Source organism: Nitrosomonas marina, assembly GCF_900110145.1.
In the GTDB taxonomy this organism is placed as follows: Bacteria; Pseudomonadota; Gammaproteobacteria; order Burkholderiales; family Nitrosomonadaceae; genus Nitrosomonas; species Nitrosomonas marina.
Window position 1 is genome coordinate 102,496 of the sequence record NZ_FOCP01000001.1, and the last position, 15,471, is coordinate 117,966.

Here is a 15,471-nt window from a genome sequence, read left to right on the forward strand (position 1 = left end):
TAAAGTTTCTTTATCAATTTTGATGCACATCATAACATAAAGTTCACAAAAACTTTACAAAAATTTCACATTTAATTGACAAAAACTTCACAAAATCTTCATTTCTACAAATATTATTTTAAATCAATGGCTTTTATTCTGGGTGCACCCAGGCAGGATACGAAGGCAAGCATGATACTCAAACCATGAGCCAGCTTTCTCAAGCTGACGGCCACTATAGCCGTAACAAATACCATACTTGTTTGTGTGTGATATCAGTTTAAAAGACAAGATAAGAATTTCTCATATTTTATAAACTAAAACATGATATTATCTCCCGTTTTTAAGCTACTGCATTAAATATAAATACTTTCTGCGGCGCGTCCCGAAGAACATTAGTATCTACTGGCATGCACCCACTGTTCGCAAAACAATGCTACATGCCAACATAAAGGAATAATTAAATGAAAAACCTATTGTTATGCTTCTTAGTATTAATGTTTTCCGGAACCATTCATGCCGCTATGATTAATGGCTTTAACGGCCCGTATCATGTCGCCAACTGGTCTACTACAAGCGGTCTCACGGGCGCACTGAGTGTCGACAACCCAACAGCACAATCAATAAATTTCGAAATTGCCAACCCTTCATACAACTATCCGGTTAATACTTTCCTTGAATATCAAACGGTGGCGGCCGGAACAGGAATGGTTTCGTTTGATTTAATCATGAGCCTTATTTTCAGACCATTTGGCGCCTACGCACCGACCCTGTCGTTCTTTACTGTCGTGGACGGTATTCACTCAGTTGAAGCCACACACAATTTGGATAACAGCCTGTTTCAACACGTAGACATCATGGTTCATAACGGCCAGCGTTTTGGATTCAGATTTGACGCGCAAAATGTTCAACAGGGTGTATTCGCCGGCGCAACAATTACAAACTTCAGCGCGCCTGTTTCAGAACCGGCTACATTGTTAATTGCCGCGACAGGCTTCATGATAATGTTGCGCCTTAATCGTAGTAAAAAAGGGAAACAGCGCCTTAACTTAGCTGAATAACGATTTTTCTATTCTTTATACTTTAACAGCAAATCTGAATCATCACTCTTAGTCAGCTTCAAACCAGGCCAGTCTCTGGTGCAGTCGCACAACTTCGCCAACGATAATCAGCGTTGGCGCTGTAAGCTTCGCATCTGCTGCCAGTTTCGGCAATGTCTCCAGCGAGCCAGTTACAACCTTTTGTGTTTGCGTGGTGCCCTGCTGAATGATGGCAGCCGAGGTATTGGCCGGACAACCGTGGGCGATTAATTGCTGACACAATACTGGCAGCCCTAACAGACCCATGTAAATGACAATCGTCTGATTCGGTCTCGCCAAAGAAGACCAGTCGAGATCAAGACCATTGTGTTTCAGATGTCCCGTCACAAAAATACAAGATTGTGCATAATCTCGGTGTGTCAGCGGAATACCTGCATACGCCGCAACACCTGAAGCGGCAGTAATGCCGGGCACAACCTGAAATGGAATCCGATGGTCTGCCAGCGTTTCAATTTCCTCACCGCCCCGACCAAATATAAACGGATCACCTCCTTTAAGTCTGAGTACACGCTTGCCTTCTTGCGCCAACCGTACCAGCAGCTGGTTAATGGTTTCCTGACTCAGTGTGTGGTGGTTACGCTCCTTACCGGCATAAATACGTTCGGCATCGCGCCGAACAAGGTTCAGGATATCCGGCGATACCAACCGGTCATAGACAACCACATCGGCCTGCTGCATCAACCGCATGGCACGGAATGTCAACAAATCGGGGTTACCAGGTCCCGCACCGACCAGGTAAACTTCACCTTCAGGTATGTTATCCAATGCATCTTTCAGCAATTGCTGAAAATAATCGTGCGCAGAACTGTCTTTTCCAGCCAAAACCATTTCTGCAAACCGACCATGCAAGACTTTTTCCCAAAACAGTCGCCTGTTCTTTTTGTGCACAAAATGCTCTTTTACCAGAGGGCGGAACTTTGCCGCATAGGACGCCAAGCGGGCATATGTATGCGGAATCAATGTTTCCAGCTTGGAACGCACTATTCTGGCAAGTACAGGTGCATGCCCTCCGCTGGAAATAGCGATCATCAACGGCGAACGGTCAACGATTGCGGGCATGATAAATGTGCATAATTCAGGACTGTCCACCACATTGACGGGAATATTTATTGCAGCGGCAGACTCGTATATCCTGCGGTTTGTAATTGAATCACTGGTTGCTGCTATTACCAGCGTGCATCCATTCAGATGGTCTGGGTTGAATCCGCTTGAATCATGCGTGATTTTATTCTGCTGCAGCAGCACTGCTACCGACTCAGCCAGTAGGGGCGCAACGACATGAACCGCAGCACCCGCTTCGAGCAACAACGAAATCTTGCGAAAAGCCACGGATCCGCCACCAACAACCAGGCAGCGCTGATTCCTGACATTCAGGAAAACGGGCAGAAAATCCATTTCATTTGCACCATACAAATCAATGCCTACTTACTTGGTTATTTTATCGCGCAAAAGGATTCTGTCCAGTTTGTCCGCTCGCAGGTGGAGCAAAGGGAGACGCAGGCGAGGCCGTGCCTCCACCAGATGTTCCTGCACCACTCGATGCACCAAACAGCGAGGAGGACGTACCCGCCGATCCTGATTGATTCTGCTGGTTTGCCTGGTTTGATTTGTTTTCTCCCCCGGCATCACTTGAAAAAACAAACTGCCAGTCCTGGTAGGTTTCTGCCTCTGTAAATTTGGCAAAATGGTCCGGAAAATTGTCCTTTTTCAAAGGCTGTTGATTTGAAAGGCTGTACACTCCGGTGATGCCCTTGCGGGAACTGATCTGACTTCCTCCCAATGTGTTACTGGCAGGACCGGCAGGATTCGCATTTCCTGCACTATTATTCTGGCTCTGTGCCTGCTGCGCAACTGCCTCTTCCTCAACAACCCCCCATTTATCCTCCATAGTCATGGGATCGATATAAATTTTTCTTAAATGCCGCACTGTCGCAGGACCGCGCTTGTCCTCCAGCAACTCTTCCAATGATTCAGGAAATTCTCGAACGCCTGCTACCTGGCTGTTATAGTATGACATGATTGCTTTTCTGTACTGATCACCTATGAACAGCAACTCCAATTCTTTCTCCCGCTTCATTTTAATCTGCCATATCTGTCCTGTAGCTGCCAGTGCTATACCAGCCGCCGTCACAGCAAACAACGCCCAGAGGTAAACAAAACCCTTGTCCGAGCGCTTTTTCATTTACCACTCTTCATAAAATGTTCCATCCAGCGCCCTGCCCGTAAAACCGCTGTGAACATCGTAGACACCTTCTTCATCTTCATTTGGGGAAGGCATTTCAACCCAAGTCATGTTACTTTCAGTCATCGGATCAATGGGTATATTGCGTAAATAGCGCCTGTCAACAAGTTCCTCAAGATCAAGCGGATATTTTCCAAAATCTGCGTAATACTGATCAATTGCGTCACGCATGATTTTGAGATCTTGCCGCAAAACCGCTTCTTTGGCTTTTTCGACAGAGTTAAAATAGCGTGGTGCGACAATACTCAACAACGTGGCGATGATAGCCATTACCACCAGTAGCTCGATCAACGTAAACCCGGCCTCATCGCTCACAACTGCAACCTGTTTTTTGGGGTACATTAGCGCACAATTACCACTTGGAATATTCAACGCCATTCAAACCGATCGCTTCCGAAAGTGAATAAATATCGAAAACATCATCACCCTCCTTGGGGTTTTCAGCTGAACTCTCATAACTGCGAAGCCCCCAGGTTTCGGCTGCCGGCGTCTGTTCGATCCCGGCAACATCCATATCCTCAAACATCGGATCACGCGGCAGGCGCCGTAAAAAATAAATATTTTTCGGATCAGCGCTTTTAATGTCAGGCACACCCCTGATCAGATCCTCAAGCGTTGGCGGATAACCGGATTCGTCCGCCTTTATCTCAATGCGACCGTCATCTGCAGCCTGTTTATACGCATCGATTGCATTACGTATCTGACGTAACGCAATGCGCAGTTCCTGTTCTTTCTCGCGCTTGACCGTCAGCTCGCGTAACGGTATTGCGGCAGTAGCCAATACCGCCATGATGGCAAGCACAATCATTAATTCAATGAGTGTAAAGCCGCGTTGCCGATAAAATTTGCAGAAACAGGTCTTGTACCGAATCATTTACTGAATTTTTATAGTCGCAGGTTCTGGTAGTGAGATCTCTAGCGATTCGCCTGTTTCGGAATCTTCACCGGCGGCGCTCTGCACGCTGATCTCTGTTTCGCCCTCATTGGGTGTAATCACTTTGAAACGTAACTGCGCGGCCATGCCACTGGGTTCGTTCTTGCCGAATTTAATCGAATGTGTGCCCGTGTTGCCGGATCCGTCAAGCAGTTCCAGCATATCCGAGTCGTAACTGACCAGCGCTTCGCCGGATACAGAGGCCCTGGCGCCGACCAGCCTGACTCTCACGGAAAATTCCTTTTCAAATGTCATGAGGCTTGGAGCCTGTATCGTCAGTGTTGGTTCACCTGCGGCATTGATTGCGGCCTGCTGCGCAAACGGATTAGGCTGAACACGTGAACTGTCAGACGAAAACGCCTGCGCTCCACGGCTCAATATTGAAGAAGCGCCACCCCTGCCCGCAGGGCCGACAGGCGCTATCGCCAGACCGCCGGCCGATGTCTTACGTATTCTGACAGGCAGTTTACCAGCCTCGTTGGAAGTACCGTAATGAAATTCGCTTTCGAGTTGGCTTTGCTGCGAAATATTGCGAATAATTCGTGGTGTCAGCAGCAATACGATCTCGCGCTTGGTTCGATCAACTTTTTGTCCGGAAGTCAGGCGATCCAAACCCGGAATATTGATCAAGCCTGCCAACCCCCTGACAGACCGGTTATCCAATTCCTCAAGCAACCCAGCCAATACCTGCGTTTCACCGTCTTTCAAGACCAGAACAGTTTCCGCATTAGTCGTCGAAATCACGGGTGCCGTGCTTCGCCCATCAGGAGCAGGTCGACTATCAGTAATGGAACTGACCTCAAGCTGGACTTTCATCGTCACTTCATTGTTGGTACTGATGACCGGCTCGATATCCAGTTTCGTCCCAACGTCAATAAATGTCGGTGTCGACGTCACCACGGCACTCACACCCGCTGCAACGTTAGACGTAAAAACTGGTTCCTTGGTACCAATGTGGAATTTTGCCGCTTCACGGTTCTTGACCCGCACCCTTGGATTTGCGAGCACATCACCCAGCGAGACGTTCTGTAGAAAATCCAGTTTGACCTGGTCAGTTATGGCAAAACTTTTTAAATTTGGAAAACCCGCGTTACTGATCGCATCAAAGGTCACCGACGCCGCCGCCTCGGCACCCGGCACAGCCGCGCGAGTGAAACTGAAGTTAGCACTTTGCGGCAGATTGGGTCCTAATAGAAAATTATTATTGCGGCTCACAGTAAGTATCAATACTTCAAGCATGACTTCCGGCTCGGGCAGATCGTTCAGCGACACAAGCTTCTCTACCATACGAATCGCCTCCAGCGTATCGCGCATGATAAACAGATTCAGTTGTTCATTGACGTAAATATCCTTGGCCTTGACCAGTCCTCTAACCATGGCCACCATCTGCTTGACATCCGTATAGGCCACATGAAAACTGCGCACCATCAATTCCTGGTATTCCTTTTGCTTGGCCGGTGTATTTGGATAAATCAACAGGGAATTGTCATTCAGACGTGTATATGCCAGTTGATTGGTCATCAGCAGCAATTTAAGAATATCTTCGACCGTATTGTCGCGCACGAATACAGAAATCTTGGCTTCCTGACGTACATCCTTGTCAAAAACGAAATTGACGCCCGCCGTTCGCGACATGATTTCAAAAACGGATTTGAGTTCGGTGTCTTTGAACTCCATTGACAGCGGTTTCTTGAACGCGGTTTCCAAGGTCAGGTCCATGCTCTCTGCGCGGGCAATATGCTTGTTGAGTTCTTTGATAAATTCGCGGGCCTGCGGTTGCATCGGGTTTTCCTGCAGCACGGTTCTGACCGCTTTTTCAGCGCCCTCAACATCATTGAGCGCCAGCAGCTGCTCTGCGTATTCAACAGAAGCGATATGATGACGGTCCTGACCGACTGCATCCAGTCCTGCCTGCGCTCGGTCGTTGCGCGGGAACAGATCAAGAATCCGCAAGAATTTTTCTTCGGCAAGATCCAGCTCGCCGGACAGACGCGTGTTAATAGCATCAGCAAGCATTTTTCCTAACACGGCGTCGCGATGCCGAACCAAGACTGTTTGAATTTCCTTATTATTCGGTTCCTCCTGTGCTGCCTGCTCCAGCCTCATCAATCCCAGCTCCAGTTCACCGCTTTGAATCAGTTGCTGTCCCTCTTCAAACGCCTTGTTGCGGGTACCGAACGTTTTGTTATTTATCGCGCAACCACTGATAATGAAAGTCGTTATCAATAAAAAAACAGCGCATTTATCCGTTCTCATCAAAATTTTCCTGTCTGCTGATCATTTATAGAAAGCGTTTGTTTTACGTTCAGCGGCAAATAGGTCAAAGTGACCGATTCATCATTGACGGTATCCAGACGGTATTTTTCATCGACCTTTTCACCAATTCTGGCTATAAAGTTTTCGTCATCCTGTGCAAGAAAAACCCAGATTTTGTTGCCTTCAATGGCCTTTCCGATATATTTAAACTGCAGCGGCGGTGGCGTTGGAGCCGGAGGAGTTGCTTTTGCTTTCGCTCTGGCCTCCGCTTCGGCACGTTTCTGTGCATTGATCGCCTGCTCCTGCGGGCTGATCGGCGGACGTTTGGGCGCCCATGAAGTTGACGCAAACAGCTCCCCGGCCTGCGGGTCGAACTTTCTCTGACCAAGCCGACCGACGTCCAGATAATCATTGTGTACGGCTTGTGCGTCTGCTCTCCCTGATGCCGCCCGCTTCATTGGTTTTGGCGCTACGGGCTGCGCCGTATCTACAGCCATCTCTTCTTCATCTTCAACCAGCACAACGGCTATCAGTGTTGCCACCAGCGCCAGGCCAATGATCGTTTTTCGCTTTTTTTCTGCTGCATCCATCGTATTCATTCATTCAGATAAAGGCTCATCTCGAATCGCACCTCAAGCAGTGCAGACTGGACATTGTCGCGTTTAATGGAAAATCCTGTAATTGCCAGTGCCGGGACAGCTTCCAGCGCATCTGCCATGAATGCGCGAATCTGGGCATACCGGCCTGAGACGGGCATAGTGATATCATACCGGGACAACCGCCAGTCCCGTTCAAGTGTTAATCGAAAATCACCGCTGTTAATTTCAAGGCCCTGCTTTTGCGCGACACGCACCAGTTCGCGTATCCAGAACGGCGATGAATCAAAACGAGGAAAAAAATTATAAAACTGCTGTAGTGCCTGGTCGTTGGTCAGTTTTTTTTCAGCCACAGGTGCGCCGTCCAATCCGGATTGAACTTGCAGCCTCAGTATTTTTTCGCGTTCCCTCAACGTCTCCAGCGCATTTTGTTCAGGCAAAACAGCACCTATAAAAAAAATACCGGCGACGACCAGAAGGCCCACGCCAATTTTACCGGTATTTCCCAAACGTGCCACCTGCCAGCGGAGTAACAGCATAATCCGCTGACTTTGCGCCAGTATTACATCGCGCCTCAAGATTTTGTTGTCCATATGGTGGTTAACAGAAAATCGACTGGACGATAGGGATTGTCCTGTTTGATTTTGTAGTTGACAAGATGCGCTTTTTCAAAAATAACTTCGCGTTCCATCGCTTCGATAAAATCGAGTAATACGGCCATATTTCTCGCTTCCCCGCTAATCCGCAAAACCCGGTTAGAAACATTCGGTTGTAGCGCCAGTAGCGCAATATCTTCGGTGACAATATGTTCTATGGCATCAAACAACCCTTCCCAGTGCAAATTGATCTGTCCCAAAATGATATTGGCATTCTGCAGCTCCTTGCCGATCTCATGGCCAATCTCCCGTTTACGCGATGAAGGGCGTGAGCGTGAAACCGCAGCGGTACCGGATTGCTGCTTTTCCAGGCGCTCCACGCGCGCACTTAGCGTGCCCGATTCTTCGGCAATTTGTCTGAACTGGTAAAAAGCAACCAGTACGGCGAACAATCCTATGCACAACAGTGTCAGATCAATAGTGCGTGACTGCTGACCCGAATATGGAAAAGATAATTTCAGCCGGGTCATGTCCCTTCCTTACGCTTGTCCGCTATAACAACCGGGAAATACCTTGGTGCGGAAATTCGATCATTTTGTAATGGCACAGTTTGCCAGCCGCTTTCAATGGGCAGCGTCAATTCCGGATGTTCAGGCGCAAATAGAAAAACCTGCTCAGCAGACTCTTTCTGACCAGACAATACGGCTTCCTGGTCCAGCGTCGCCCATAACTCTCCGACCGTGTCGTTCAAAACACGCTGATTGCGTATATTCCGCCAGACACCATCCTCCAGCAAAGCAACGCAAATCCGGTCGGTTTCAACCAAAGCGACAAAAGACCTGTGCCTGTCCATTACTTTGTTCCATGTATCCAGAACCACGGTCAAATACGGTTCGATACCTTCAAGCGTGATTTGATGTCGTGCTGATAATTCCTCAAGTTTGACAAGCAAGTCCTGTGAAATCGCCGCGCAGACAGCACCATATAGAGGGCTCCACGAGCTGATACTGAGCACCCATTGATCTACGCGCGCGCCATAAATCTCCCGCATACGGAAATTCGCATACGCCAGTACTTCCTCGGGTGAGGTAATTTCGGATTGTGGCGGCAGGGTTACATAACGAACAAAATGATTTGAAAGTGTTACTCTCATACTGACGCCAGCAGTTTCAGCCAACAATAGCTCCAGTTGCTGCACGGTCTGCAACCATGCCGGATACGCACCTGCATCATTATCAATCAGTTCAGTAGTCACAGGCAATTGCACTGGTTTTATGCCACGTTTCGAGCGTGCCAGATCTATACGTCCGGGTGCAAAAAACACCTCTATTCGATCACGCCACAATGGTGACACGATTGGCCTCCTCTAAACTGGTTTCTCCTTTCCTGACCATATCCAGCGCGGCCTCGCGCAAGAACTTGGTACCGTTTGTCCTGGCCGCCTCCTTGATCTTGCGTATCGGTTCCTGAGCCACAATCAGTTCGCGAATTTCATCATTCAAAATCAGTATTTCTGAAATTGCGTGGCGTCCTCTGTAACCACTGCCACGACACTGACCGCACCCTTTTCCAATTCGGAATACAAAACTGCTCACAGCTTCGGGTTCGATACCGGCCTCTTTTATCTGTTCGTCAGTGGGACGTTCATCCACTGTACAGTGCGGGCATAACAAGCGCACCAGCCGCTGTGCAGCAATACCATTCAACGCCGATACAAAACTATAGGGGTCCACGCCCATATGGGCAAAGCGGCCTATCACATCAAACACATTGTTGGCATGTACCGTGGTGAAAACCAGATGCCCCGTCAGTGCAGCCTGTATCGCAATCTGGGCCGTTTCAGCGTCGCGAATCTCGCCTACCATGATTTTATCGGGATCATGCCGCAGGATTGAACGCAATCCTCGTGCAAATGTCAGTCCTTTTTTTTCATTTACCGGAATTTGCAGCACTCCCGCCAGCTGATATTCGATCGGATCCTCAATGGTGATAATCTTGTCATTACCTCGATTGACTTCTGAAATGGCTGCGTATAGCGACGTTGTTTTTCCACTTCCGGTCGGACCTGTAACCAGCAACATACCATATGGTTCTGAACTGAGCCGACGCAAAGTTGCAATATCCGGAGCGCTAAATCCCAAATGGTTCAGTGTCAGTCCTTCTACATGATCAGACAATGCCTGACGATCCAGAATCCGCAATACAGCATCTTCACCGAAGATGCTCGGCATGATGGAAACCCGGAAATCAACTTCCCTTCCCTGTATGGATACTTTGAAACGCCCATCCTGTGGCACACGCCGCTCAGCGATATCCAGTTCTGACATCACTTTAATTCTGGAAATCACCTGCTCGGCCAGATCGGCGCCTTTAATCACACCCACCGACATCAGAACGCCATCAATCCGGTATTTGATCGACAGTGCGCCAACCACCATTTCCAGATGTATATCGCTTGCCTGTGATTTGTGTGCATCATACAGTGTAGAATGCACCAGACGAACCACCGGGCTGGTGCCTTCGTTAATGGTTTTTAATGAAAGATCTTCAATGGTGCTCTGAATTTCGTCCAGATCCTGATCTGGCAAGACATGATCCATGGCACGCATATTTTTTTCCTGCTGCGTAAAGAAAGCCGCCAAATCAGCAGGATGCACCAGACGCCACGCAACTTTCATTTCAAAACGTTCTTCAGCCCACAGCCGCAGCTTCGGTGAAAAAGGATTACTGATAATCAGTAAAAAATCGTTATCCGTTTTGAACAATACACATTCATGCCGTACCGCTTCGGCAAACGGCAGGATATCGAAAGCCGGCTCAAGTGCGTGGATTGTCTTCATTTCCAGTGCCGGAATATGCAGCAGCTGTCCCAATTCCTGAATCAGTTCACTGGGCGAATATCCGCTGGTTTCCTCAAGCAGTTCAACTACCGAAACACCTTGCTTGCTCGCCTGAGCATATGCAAGGCTGACATCGTTGAGATTCAGCGATTGCTTTTTGTGGGATTGCGCAAGCGTCTCTGTCAATTGATGCTTCCTGCAAGCTCAAAAATTGGCAAGTACATCAAAATAATAATGCCGCCGATAACGACACCGATAACTGCCATCAGAATAGGTTCAATCAATTTTGTAGTCCACTCAACCCAGCGAGCAATTTCCTCATCGTGAAAAGCGCCGATGCGCTCCATCATATCCCCCATAAGACCTGTTCGTTCACCCACTCTTAACATGCGATTACCCACGGCTGTTGTCAACCCCTCCATCTCCATCGCGCTGGAAATGGTTTGTCCTTCACGAATTCGATTCGCCGCGGCTTCGATTCTGGGTCGAAAATGCGATTGCAACAAACCGCTGACCATTTGTAGTGCCTGCGTTATCGGAATTCCACCGCGCTGCAGCATGCCCAATGTCTTGTAAAAACGGGCCAGCTGATATACACGCATGTGCTCACCGATTGCAGGTATCCGCCACAGTAATTCCAGCAGATAGACGCGAAATGTCTCTCGGCTGACTGCATAGGCTATAACCGCCAGCAACGTGATGAAAAAAATGGCCAGCTCCCATCCATGCTCCTGCACGAAATGCCCCCATTCAATCAGTAACACGGACATCCAGGGCAGATCAGAGCCCATGTCATCATAGATAGCACTGAATTTGGGCACCACAAAAATCAGCAAAAACAGCGACACCAGCAATCCCACAACCAGCAGCAACACGGGATAGATCGAGGCCCCTACCAGTTTTTTGCGGACAAAGTCCATCTGTGTCTGGTATGTTACAAAACGTGTCAGGGCTTCTGCCAGATCACCCGTGCGCTCACTAGCCCGAACCGTCGCAATATACAGCATTGGGAAAGCCTGAGGATATGATTCAAGCGCCTGTGAAAAAGTTATACCTTCGTAAAGCCGCTCAAGTAAGCCGTGTATAAGCTTCCGGTTGCTTGTGTCCTGCTCTTTATCCACCAGTGTTTCCAGACATTCTACAAGACTCAGGCCCGCAGTGATCAGCGACAGCAACTCCTGACTGAAATGAACCAGCGGAAAACGCGTTCTGGACTTGAACGACAGGCCGGTAAACCTTCGCTTGACACTCAACACCATACCGCCCTGCTCTGTTACCTGGCGCCGTGCTTCCTCTTCGCTGCTTGCCTCAAGTTCAAGATTCACAGCACCCTGGTCGGACATGACAGCTTTTACTTCATAACGCATGGTTCAATTGACCTGCTCACCAGTTGGTAATATCAGCTCCCTCGCCTTCTCCGCCAATCTGTCCATCCCTTCCCATTGAAAACAAATCGAACTCAGAATTGTCACCCGGATATTTGTATACGTAAGGACGACCCCAGGGATCATCAGGCGGCACTTTGGATAAATAAGGCCCCTGCCATTTAGGTTCATCATTTGGTTGCGCTACCAGTGCAGAGAGTCCGTTTTCTGTCGTCGGATAGCTGCCAACATCGAGACGATACTGGTGCAATGCTTTTTCCAGGGCATCAATCTGGGCCTGTGCCATTTTGATTTCAGATTTACCCACTTGTGAAAAATATTTCGGGCCGACATAGGCCGCCAACAGACCGATAATAACCATGACGACAAGTAACTCAAGCAAAGTAAAGCCACGTTGAAACCAGACTTGTCGTTGCTTATATCCAAAATGCATCATATTGATCCTCTTTCAACACAAAATACTTCAATGATAGTTCCTAATCATGAAAGAAATTTTAAACCATGTTCGTAACCCAACTCACCTGCGAAGTATCGCCCACCACCGGCCGATATTCAACAGTGTCATCAACGATGCAGAAACATAAGTCCATGCAGCCGCCCTCAATATCCGGCGTGCATGTTTTTCATCGCCTTTAATCAAATACCCGCCTTTATCGAGCATTGGCAGCGCACGCGAAAAACTGGCGTGCATTTCCATCGGTAAGGTAACCAAATGAACAAGTGTCGTCGCACCCAGCGTCAATAAACCCCCGACAAAAAATAACGCACCCGCCATTGGCGCACGCGTAATAATCATTATCAGCGGTGCAAACATTAAAATTGCTGCACCCAATTTTTCTGCTGGTGCTGCAATCTGAACCAAACGGGTGCGTATTTTCAACGGCAGATATCCGTCACGATCCTGAATTGCATGACCAACTTCGTGCGCTGCTACGGTAATAGCGGTCAATGACTTGCCATTATATTTATCCGGCATTAGCCGAACTGCCTTGGCTAATGGATCGTAATGATCACCTTGCTCTGTCATTTCGACCTTGACAGACTGCAGCTTGGCCCAATCCAGCAGAATACGCGCAAGTTCGGCGCCCGTTCCGGGATAACGGTCCTTTGGGTAACTATATTTTTCAAGTGTATGTCTCACCCAGTAGGACGGCCCGTAAACTAACGCTGCAACAATGATGATAATGACTATATACAACATACAATGCCGGATGTTTGATGCGAAAACGGATACAATACCAAACCTCAGCCCGACTCCCGCAAAACAATATTTTAAATTATATCTATAGTCAGGCAGCTCTGTATCAGACCGCCCAATAATGTTAATTTCTCAAAAACCCGGATACAAGAACAGCATTCAATTATCAATTGGTTAAAAGTACAGAATATCAAATCATGAAATGCTGCCAGGTTAGAAAACATGCCGCCATCAGACCCAGTAATGATGAATCATTTCGAATAAACCAGAAAACGGCAGCCTGTCTCGTTGATAGCACTAAAACATTGTCCTTTTCTCTATAGCACCTCAGCGAGACAAACTATCAAATTTTAAAACGCTTATTCATACACGCGCGGACTGACTTGTTTATTGCGCATCGCATCATACTCATCCTGAAAGAAAAACTTTTCTTCCCCAAAAGCCGGTTTTAAATGATCAAGCCAGGTGGCCTCGGGATCAAACCGTGCGAAAAAAGGACGTTGCACCCAGTCCGGATTACGCGCCTGAAGAAAACGTAAAACGAAAACCTGCTCGCCGTTGATTTCTGAAACACCCTGGATTTCGACCTTGCCGGGTCCGGCACTCATGGACGGCCCTCGTGCAGTTCGACCCAACCCAGATACACGCTTCAATGCCTCGCGATAAACCTCCCAGGCACGCGCCAACGGCACCTCAAAATAACGACGCGCACCCGTATCACGCTCAACGAACATATAATACGGCACCAAACCCAGGCGCACCTGTTCGCGCCACATACGGGCCCAAACATCAGGATCATTATTGATATGATTCAGCAACGGTGATTGCGTTCGGATAACAACGCCAGATGCTCTCAGCCTGCTGATCGCCTCGCACACAATAGGCGTTGACATTTCCTGCCAATGATTAAAATGCGCCATAATCGCAACATGCTTTCCTGCTTTAACCATTCTTTCCAGCAACAATAACAACTGGGCGGAATCTTTATCGCTGACATAACGCTGCGGCCAGAAACTTAATGATTTCGTTCCGATACGAATTGTTTGAACATGATCAAACTCCGGCCGGAGAAGCGGTTCCAGATAGGCAACCAAATGATCTGTCTTCATAACCATAGGGTCGCCGCCAGTTATTAACAGATCACTGATGCTTTTGTATTTTGCCAGATATTGATGCAGCTTTTGCGCCTCAGTATTCGAAAAACGCAAACTCTTGTCACCGATAAACTGCGCCCAACGAAAACAAAAACTACAGAAACTGTGACATACCTGCCTCTGACCTGGAAAAAACAGCACTGTTTCACGGTACTTGTGTTGAATGCCTTCTACCGGTTCATTATCTTCATAAGGCACGTTCAAAGACTGTTGCTCTGCAGGATGCGGATTCAATCGCAACCTGATCTCATTCGCATTTTTCAGAATTACACTGCGATCGTTCGTGCTGCGCAGGACTGAGGCCATTTGATTATAATCCTCATCCGACAACATGCCTTTTTGTGGAAACACCAACTGGAAAATCGGGTCTTCCGGCACATTCTGCCAGTTAATCAAATTGTCAATCACATACCTGTTCACCCTGAAGGGTAAAACATTTGCAACTACTTTCATCTCAAAGCGCTGTGCCTCGGACAACTGTTTTAACGCTTCGATCTTGTCAATTTGACGTTCTGTATAAACCTGAAAATGCTCAGGTGCATTATATTGTGTTGTAATAAACTGTTTTTTAATCAATGGTAATACGGGTGTCATACGCTTCTCCGTTAAAAATAAATTGCTCAAAGGAGAAATTGCCACCAGATTGAATCATAATGACAAAGCCAAATTTCGCTTGATAAGATAAAACAATAATGTTTCTGATACGTTAACCGTATTCTTCATAAATACTAACGCACGTTATGAATAATCCGGCCTTTCTAACGCAGCGCTTCTCACGGCGCATCCCAGCAAGGCTTCTGCGGCTATTCCAAACATTAAATAGCCTTCAATATCAACTGCTTAAAAAATCAATAAAAAACCAAGCAATTCAATTGCTCATCGTTAGATTATAACATGCCCAAAAAATTGCTCTTATCAGCCCTTTATTTCACCAAATATCTGGACAAATGAATGAATTGGAGCATTTTTACCCTGTTTGTATCGACATTCACCAGACAGCACTATTGTTAAAATCAGTTTACGATTTCATTTCATTCAAACTGACAGCACATCCCGAAGAATGATTTTAGTGCAGCTTATCCATGGATTTGGTAAAGGGAACTCATATGATAAAAACACAATATGCTTTTAAGGCGAACAATACTCAGCTCATAAAATGCGAATTAAAAATAAAAACCCGGACCGGTAACG

15 protein-coding genes are annotated in these 15,471 nt (G+C 47.5%); 1 reads left to right on the top strand and 14 read right to left on the bottom strand.

Annotated elements, in window-relative coordinates:
* Positions 1-443 precede the first annotated feature (443 nt).
* Positions 444-1,040, top strand: a complete 597-nt coding sequence (locus BMX44_RS00500) for a hypothetical protein (RefSeq protein WP_143056854.1) — start codon at positions 444-446, stop codon at positions 1,038-1,040.
* 48 nt (positions 1,041-1,088) lie between these two features.
* Here BMX44_RS00500 and cysG read toward each other — a convergent pair whose 3' ends face one another.
* The 14 genes from cysG to BMX44_RS00570 all read right to left on the bottom strand — a co-directional run bounded on the left by cysG (position 1,089) and on the right by BMX44_RS00570 (position 14,874).
* Positions 1,089-2,474, bottom strand: a complete 1,386-nt coding sequence (gene cysG, locus BMX44_RS00505) for a siroheme synthase CysG (protein ID WP_090626964.1) — start codon at positions 2,472-2,474, stop codon at positions 1,089-1,091.
* Between the two features lie 43 nt (positions 2,475-2,517).
* A complete protein-coding gene (locus BMX44_RS00510) occupies positions 2,518-3,261 on the bottom strand; it encodes a hypothetical protein (RefSeq protein ID WP_090626966.1) in 744 nt (247 codons plus the stop codon).
* Positions 3,262-3,663 (bottom strand): type II secretion system protein, encoded by a 402-nt coding sequence (locus tag BMX44_RS00515; RefSeq protein WP_090626968.1) that lies wholly within the window; start codon positions 3,661-3,663, stop codon positions 3,262-3,264.
* Positions 3,664-3,673: 10 nt separating this feature from the next.
* Positions 3,674-4,195 (bottom strand): type II secretion system protein, encoded by a 522-nt coding sequence (locus BMX44_RS00520; RefSeq protein WP_090626970.1) that lies wholly within the window; start codon positions 4,193-4,195, stop codon positions 3,674-3,676.
* Positions 4,196-6,511 carry a secretin and TonB N-terminal domain-containing protein gene (locus BMX44_RS00525; protein WP_090626972.1) on the bottom strand — a complete coding sequence of 772 codons (2,316 nt, stop codon included), beginning with the start codon at positions 6,509-6,511 and terminating at the stop codon, positions 4,196-4,198.
* Complete coding sequence (locus tag BMX44_RS00530) at positions 6,511-7,110, bottom strand: hypothetical protein (protein ID WP_245738767.1); 600 nt, start codon at positions 7,108-7,110, stop codon at positions 6,511-6,513. The genes BMX44_RS00525 and BMX44_RS00530 overlap by 1 nt, the downstream gene beginning before the upstream one ends.
* Positions 7,107-7,700: a hypothetical protein gene (locus BMX44_RS00535; protein ID WP_090626973.1), complete on the bottom strand. Its 594-nt coding sequence runs from the start codon at positions 7,698-7,700 to the stop codon at positions 7,107-7,109. Before BMX44_RS00535 ends, BMX44_RS00530 begins: the two co-directional genes overlap by 4 nt.
* Positions 7,682-8,233, bottom strand: coding sequence for a PilN domain-containing protein (locus BMX44_RS00540; RefSeq protein WP_090626975.1), 552 nt, complete (start codon positions 8,231-8,233; stop codon positions 7,682-7,684). The genes BMX44_RS00535 and BMX44_RS00540 overlap by 19 nt, the downstream gene beginning before the upstream one ends.
* The gene (locus BMX44_RS00545) at positions 8,230-9,057 is read right to left on the bottom strand and encodes a hypothetical protein (protein WP_090626976.1); all 828 of its coding nucleotides are present in this window, start codon (positions 9,055-9,057) and stop codon (positions 8,230-8,232) included. Before BMX44_RS00545 ends, BMX44_RS00540 begins: the two co-directional genes overlap by 4 nt.
* Positions 9,038-10,690 (bottom strand): GspE/PulE family protein, encoded by a 1,653-nt coding sequence (locus tag BMX44_RS00550; RefSeq protein WP_425433704.1) that lies wholly within the window; start codon positions 10,688-10,690, stop codon positions 9,038-9,040. Before BMX44_RS00550 ends, BMX44_RS00545 begins: the two co-directional genes overlap by 20 nt.
* 35 nt (positions 10,691-10,725) lie before the next feature.
* A complete protein-coding gene (locus BMX44_RS00555; protein WP_090626979.1) occupies positions 10,726-11,910 on the bottom strand; it encodes a type II secretion system F family protein in 1,185 nt (394 codons plus the stop codon).
* Positions 11,911-11,926: 16 nt separating this feature from the next.
* A complete protein-coding gene (gene gspG, locus BMX44_RS00560) occupies positions 11,927-12,361 on the bottom strand; it encodes a type II secretion system major pseudopilin GspG (RefSeq protein WP_090627234.1) in 435 nt (144 codons plus the stop codon).
* Positions 12,362-12,445: 84 nt separating this feature from the next.
* Positions 12,446-13,129, bottom strand: coding sequence for a zinc metallopeptidase (locus tag BMX44_RS00565; RefSeq protein ID WP_090626981.1), 684 nt, complete (start codon positions 13,127-13,129; stop codon positions 12,446-12,448).
* 356 nt (positions 13,130-13,485) lie between these two features.
* Positions 13,486-14,874 (bottom strand): KamA family radical SAM protein, encoded by a 1,389-nt coding sequence (locus tag BMX44_RS00570; protein ID WP_245738768.1) that lies wholly within the window; start codon positions 14,872-14,874, stop codon positions 13,486-13,488.
* Positions 14,875-15,471 lie beyond the last annotated feature (597 nt).

Coding starts and splice junctions, on each gene's coding strand:
- BMX44_RS00500 (WP_143056854.1), top strand. CDS start 444: ATGAAAAACCTATTGTTATGCTTCTTAGTATTAATGTTTTCCGGAACC.
- cysG (WP_090626964.1), bottom strand. CDS start 2,474: ATGGATTTTCTGCCCGTTTTCCTGAATGTCAGGAATCAGCGCTGCCTG.
- BMX44_RS00510 (WP_090626966.1), bottom strand. CDS start 3,261: ATGAAAAAGCGCTCGGACAAGGGTTTTGTTTACCTCTGGGCGTTGTTT.
- BMX44_RS00515 (WP_090626968.1), bottom strand. CDS start 3,663: ATGTACCCCAAAAAACAGGTTGCAGTTGTGAGCGATGAGGCCGGGTTT.
- BMX44_RS00520 (WP_090626970.1), bottom strand. CDS start 4,195: ATGATTCGGTACAAGACCTGTTTCTGCAAATTTTATCGGCAACGCGGC.
- BMX44_RS00525 (WP_090626972.1), bottom strand. CDS start 6,511: ATGAGAACGGATAAATGCGCTGTTTTTTTATTGATAACGACTTTCATT.
- BMX44_RS00530 (WP_245738767.1), bottom strand. CDS start 7,110: ATGAATACGATGGATGCAGCAGAAAAAAAGCGAAAAACGATCATTGGC.
- BMX44_RS00535 (WP_090626973.1), bottom strand. CDS start 7,700: ATGGACAACAAAATCTTGAGGCGCGATGTAATACTGGCGCAAAGTCAG.
- BMX44_RS00540 (WP_090626975.1), bottom strand. CDS start 8,233: ATGACCCGGCTGAAATTATCTTTTCCATATTCGGGTCAGCAGTCACGC.
- BMX44_RS00555 (WP_090626979.1), bottom strand. CDS start 11,910: ATGCGTTATGAAGTAAAAGCTGTCATGTCCGACCAGGGTGCTGTGAAT.
- gspG (WP_090627234.1), bottom strand. CDS start 12,361: ATGCATTTTGGATATAAGCAACGACAAGTCTGGTTTCAACGTGGCTTT.
- BMX44_RS00565 (WP_090626981.1), bottom strand. CDS start 13,129: ATGTTGTATATAGTCATTATCATCATTGTTGCAGCGTTAGTTTACGGG.
- BMX44_RS00570 (WP_245738768.1), bottom strand. CDS start 14,874: ATGACACCCGTATTACCATTGATTAAAAAACAGTTTATTACAACACAA.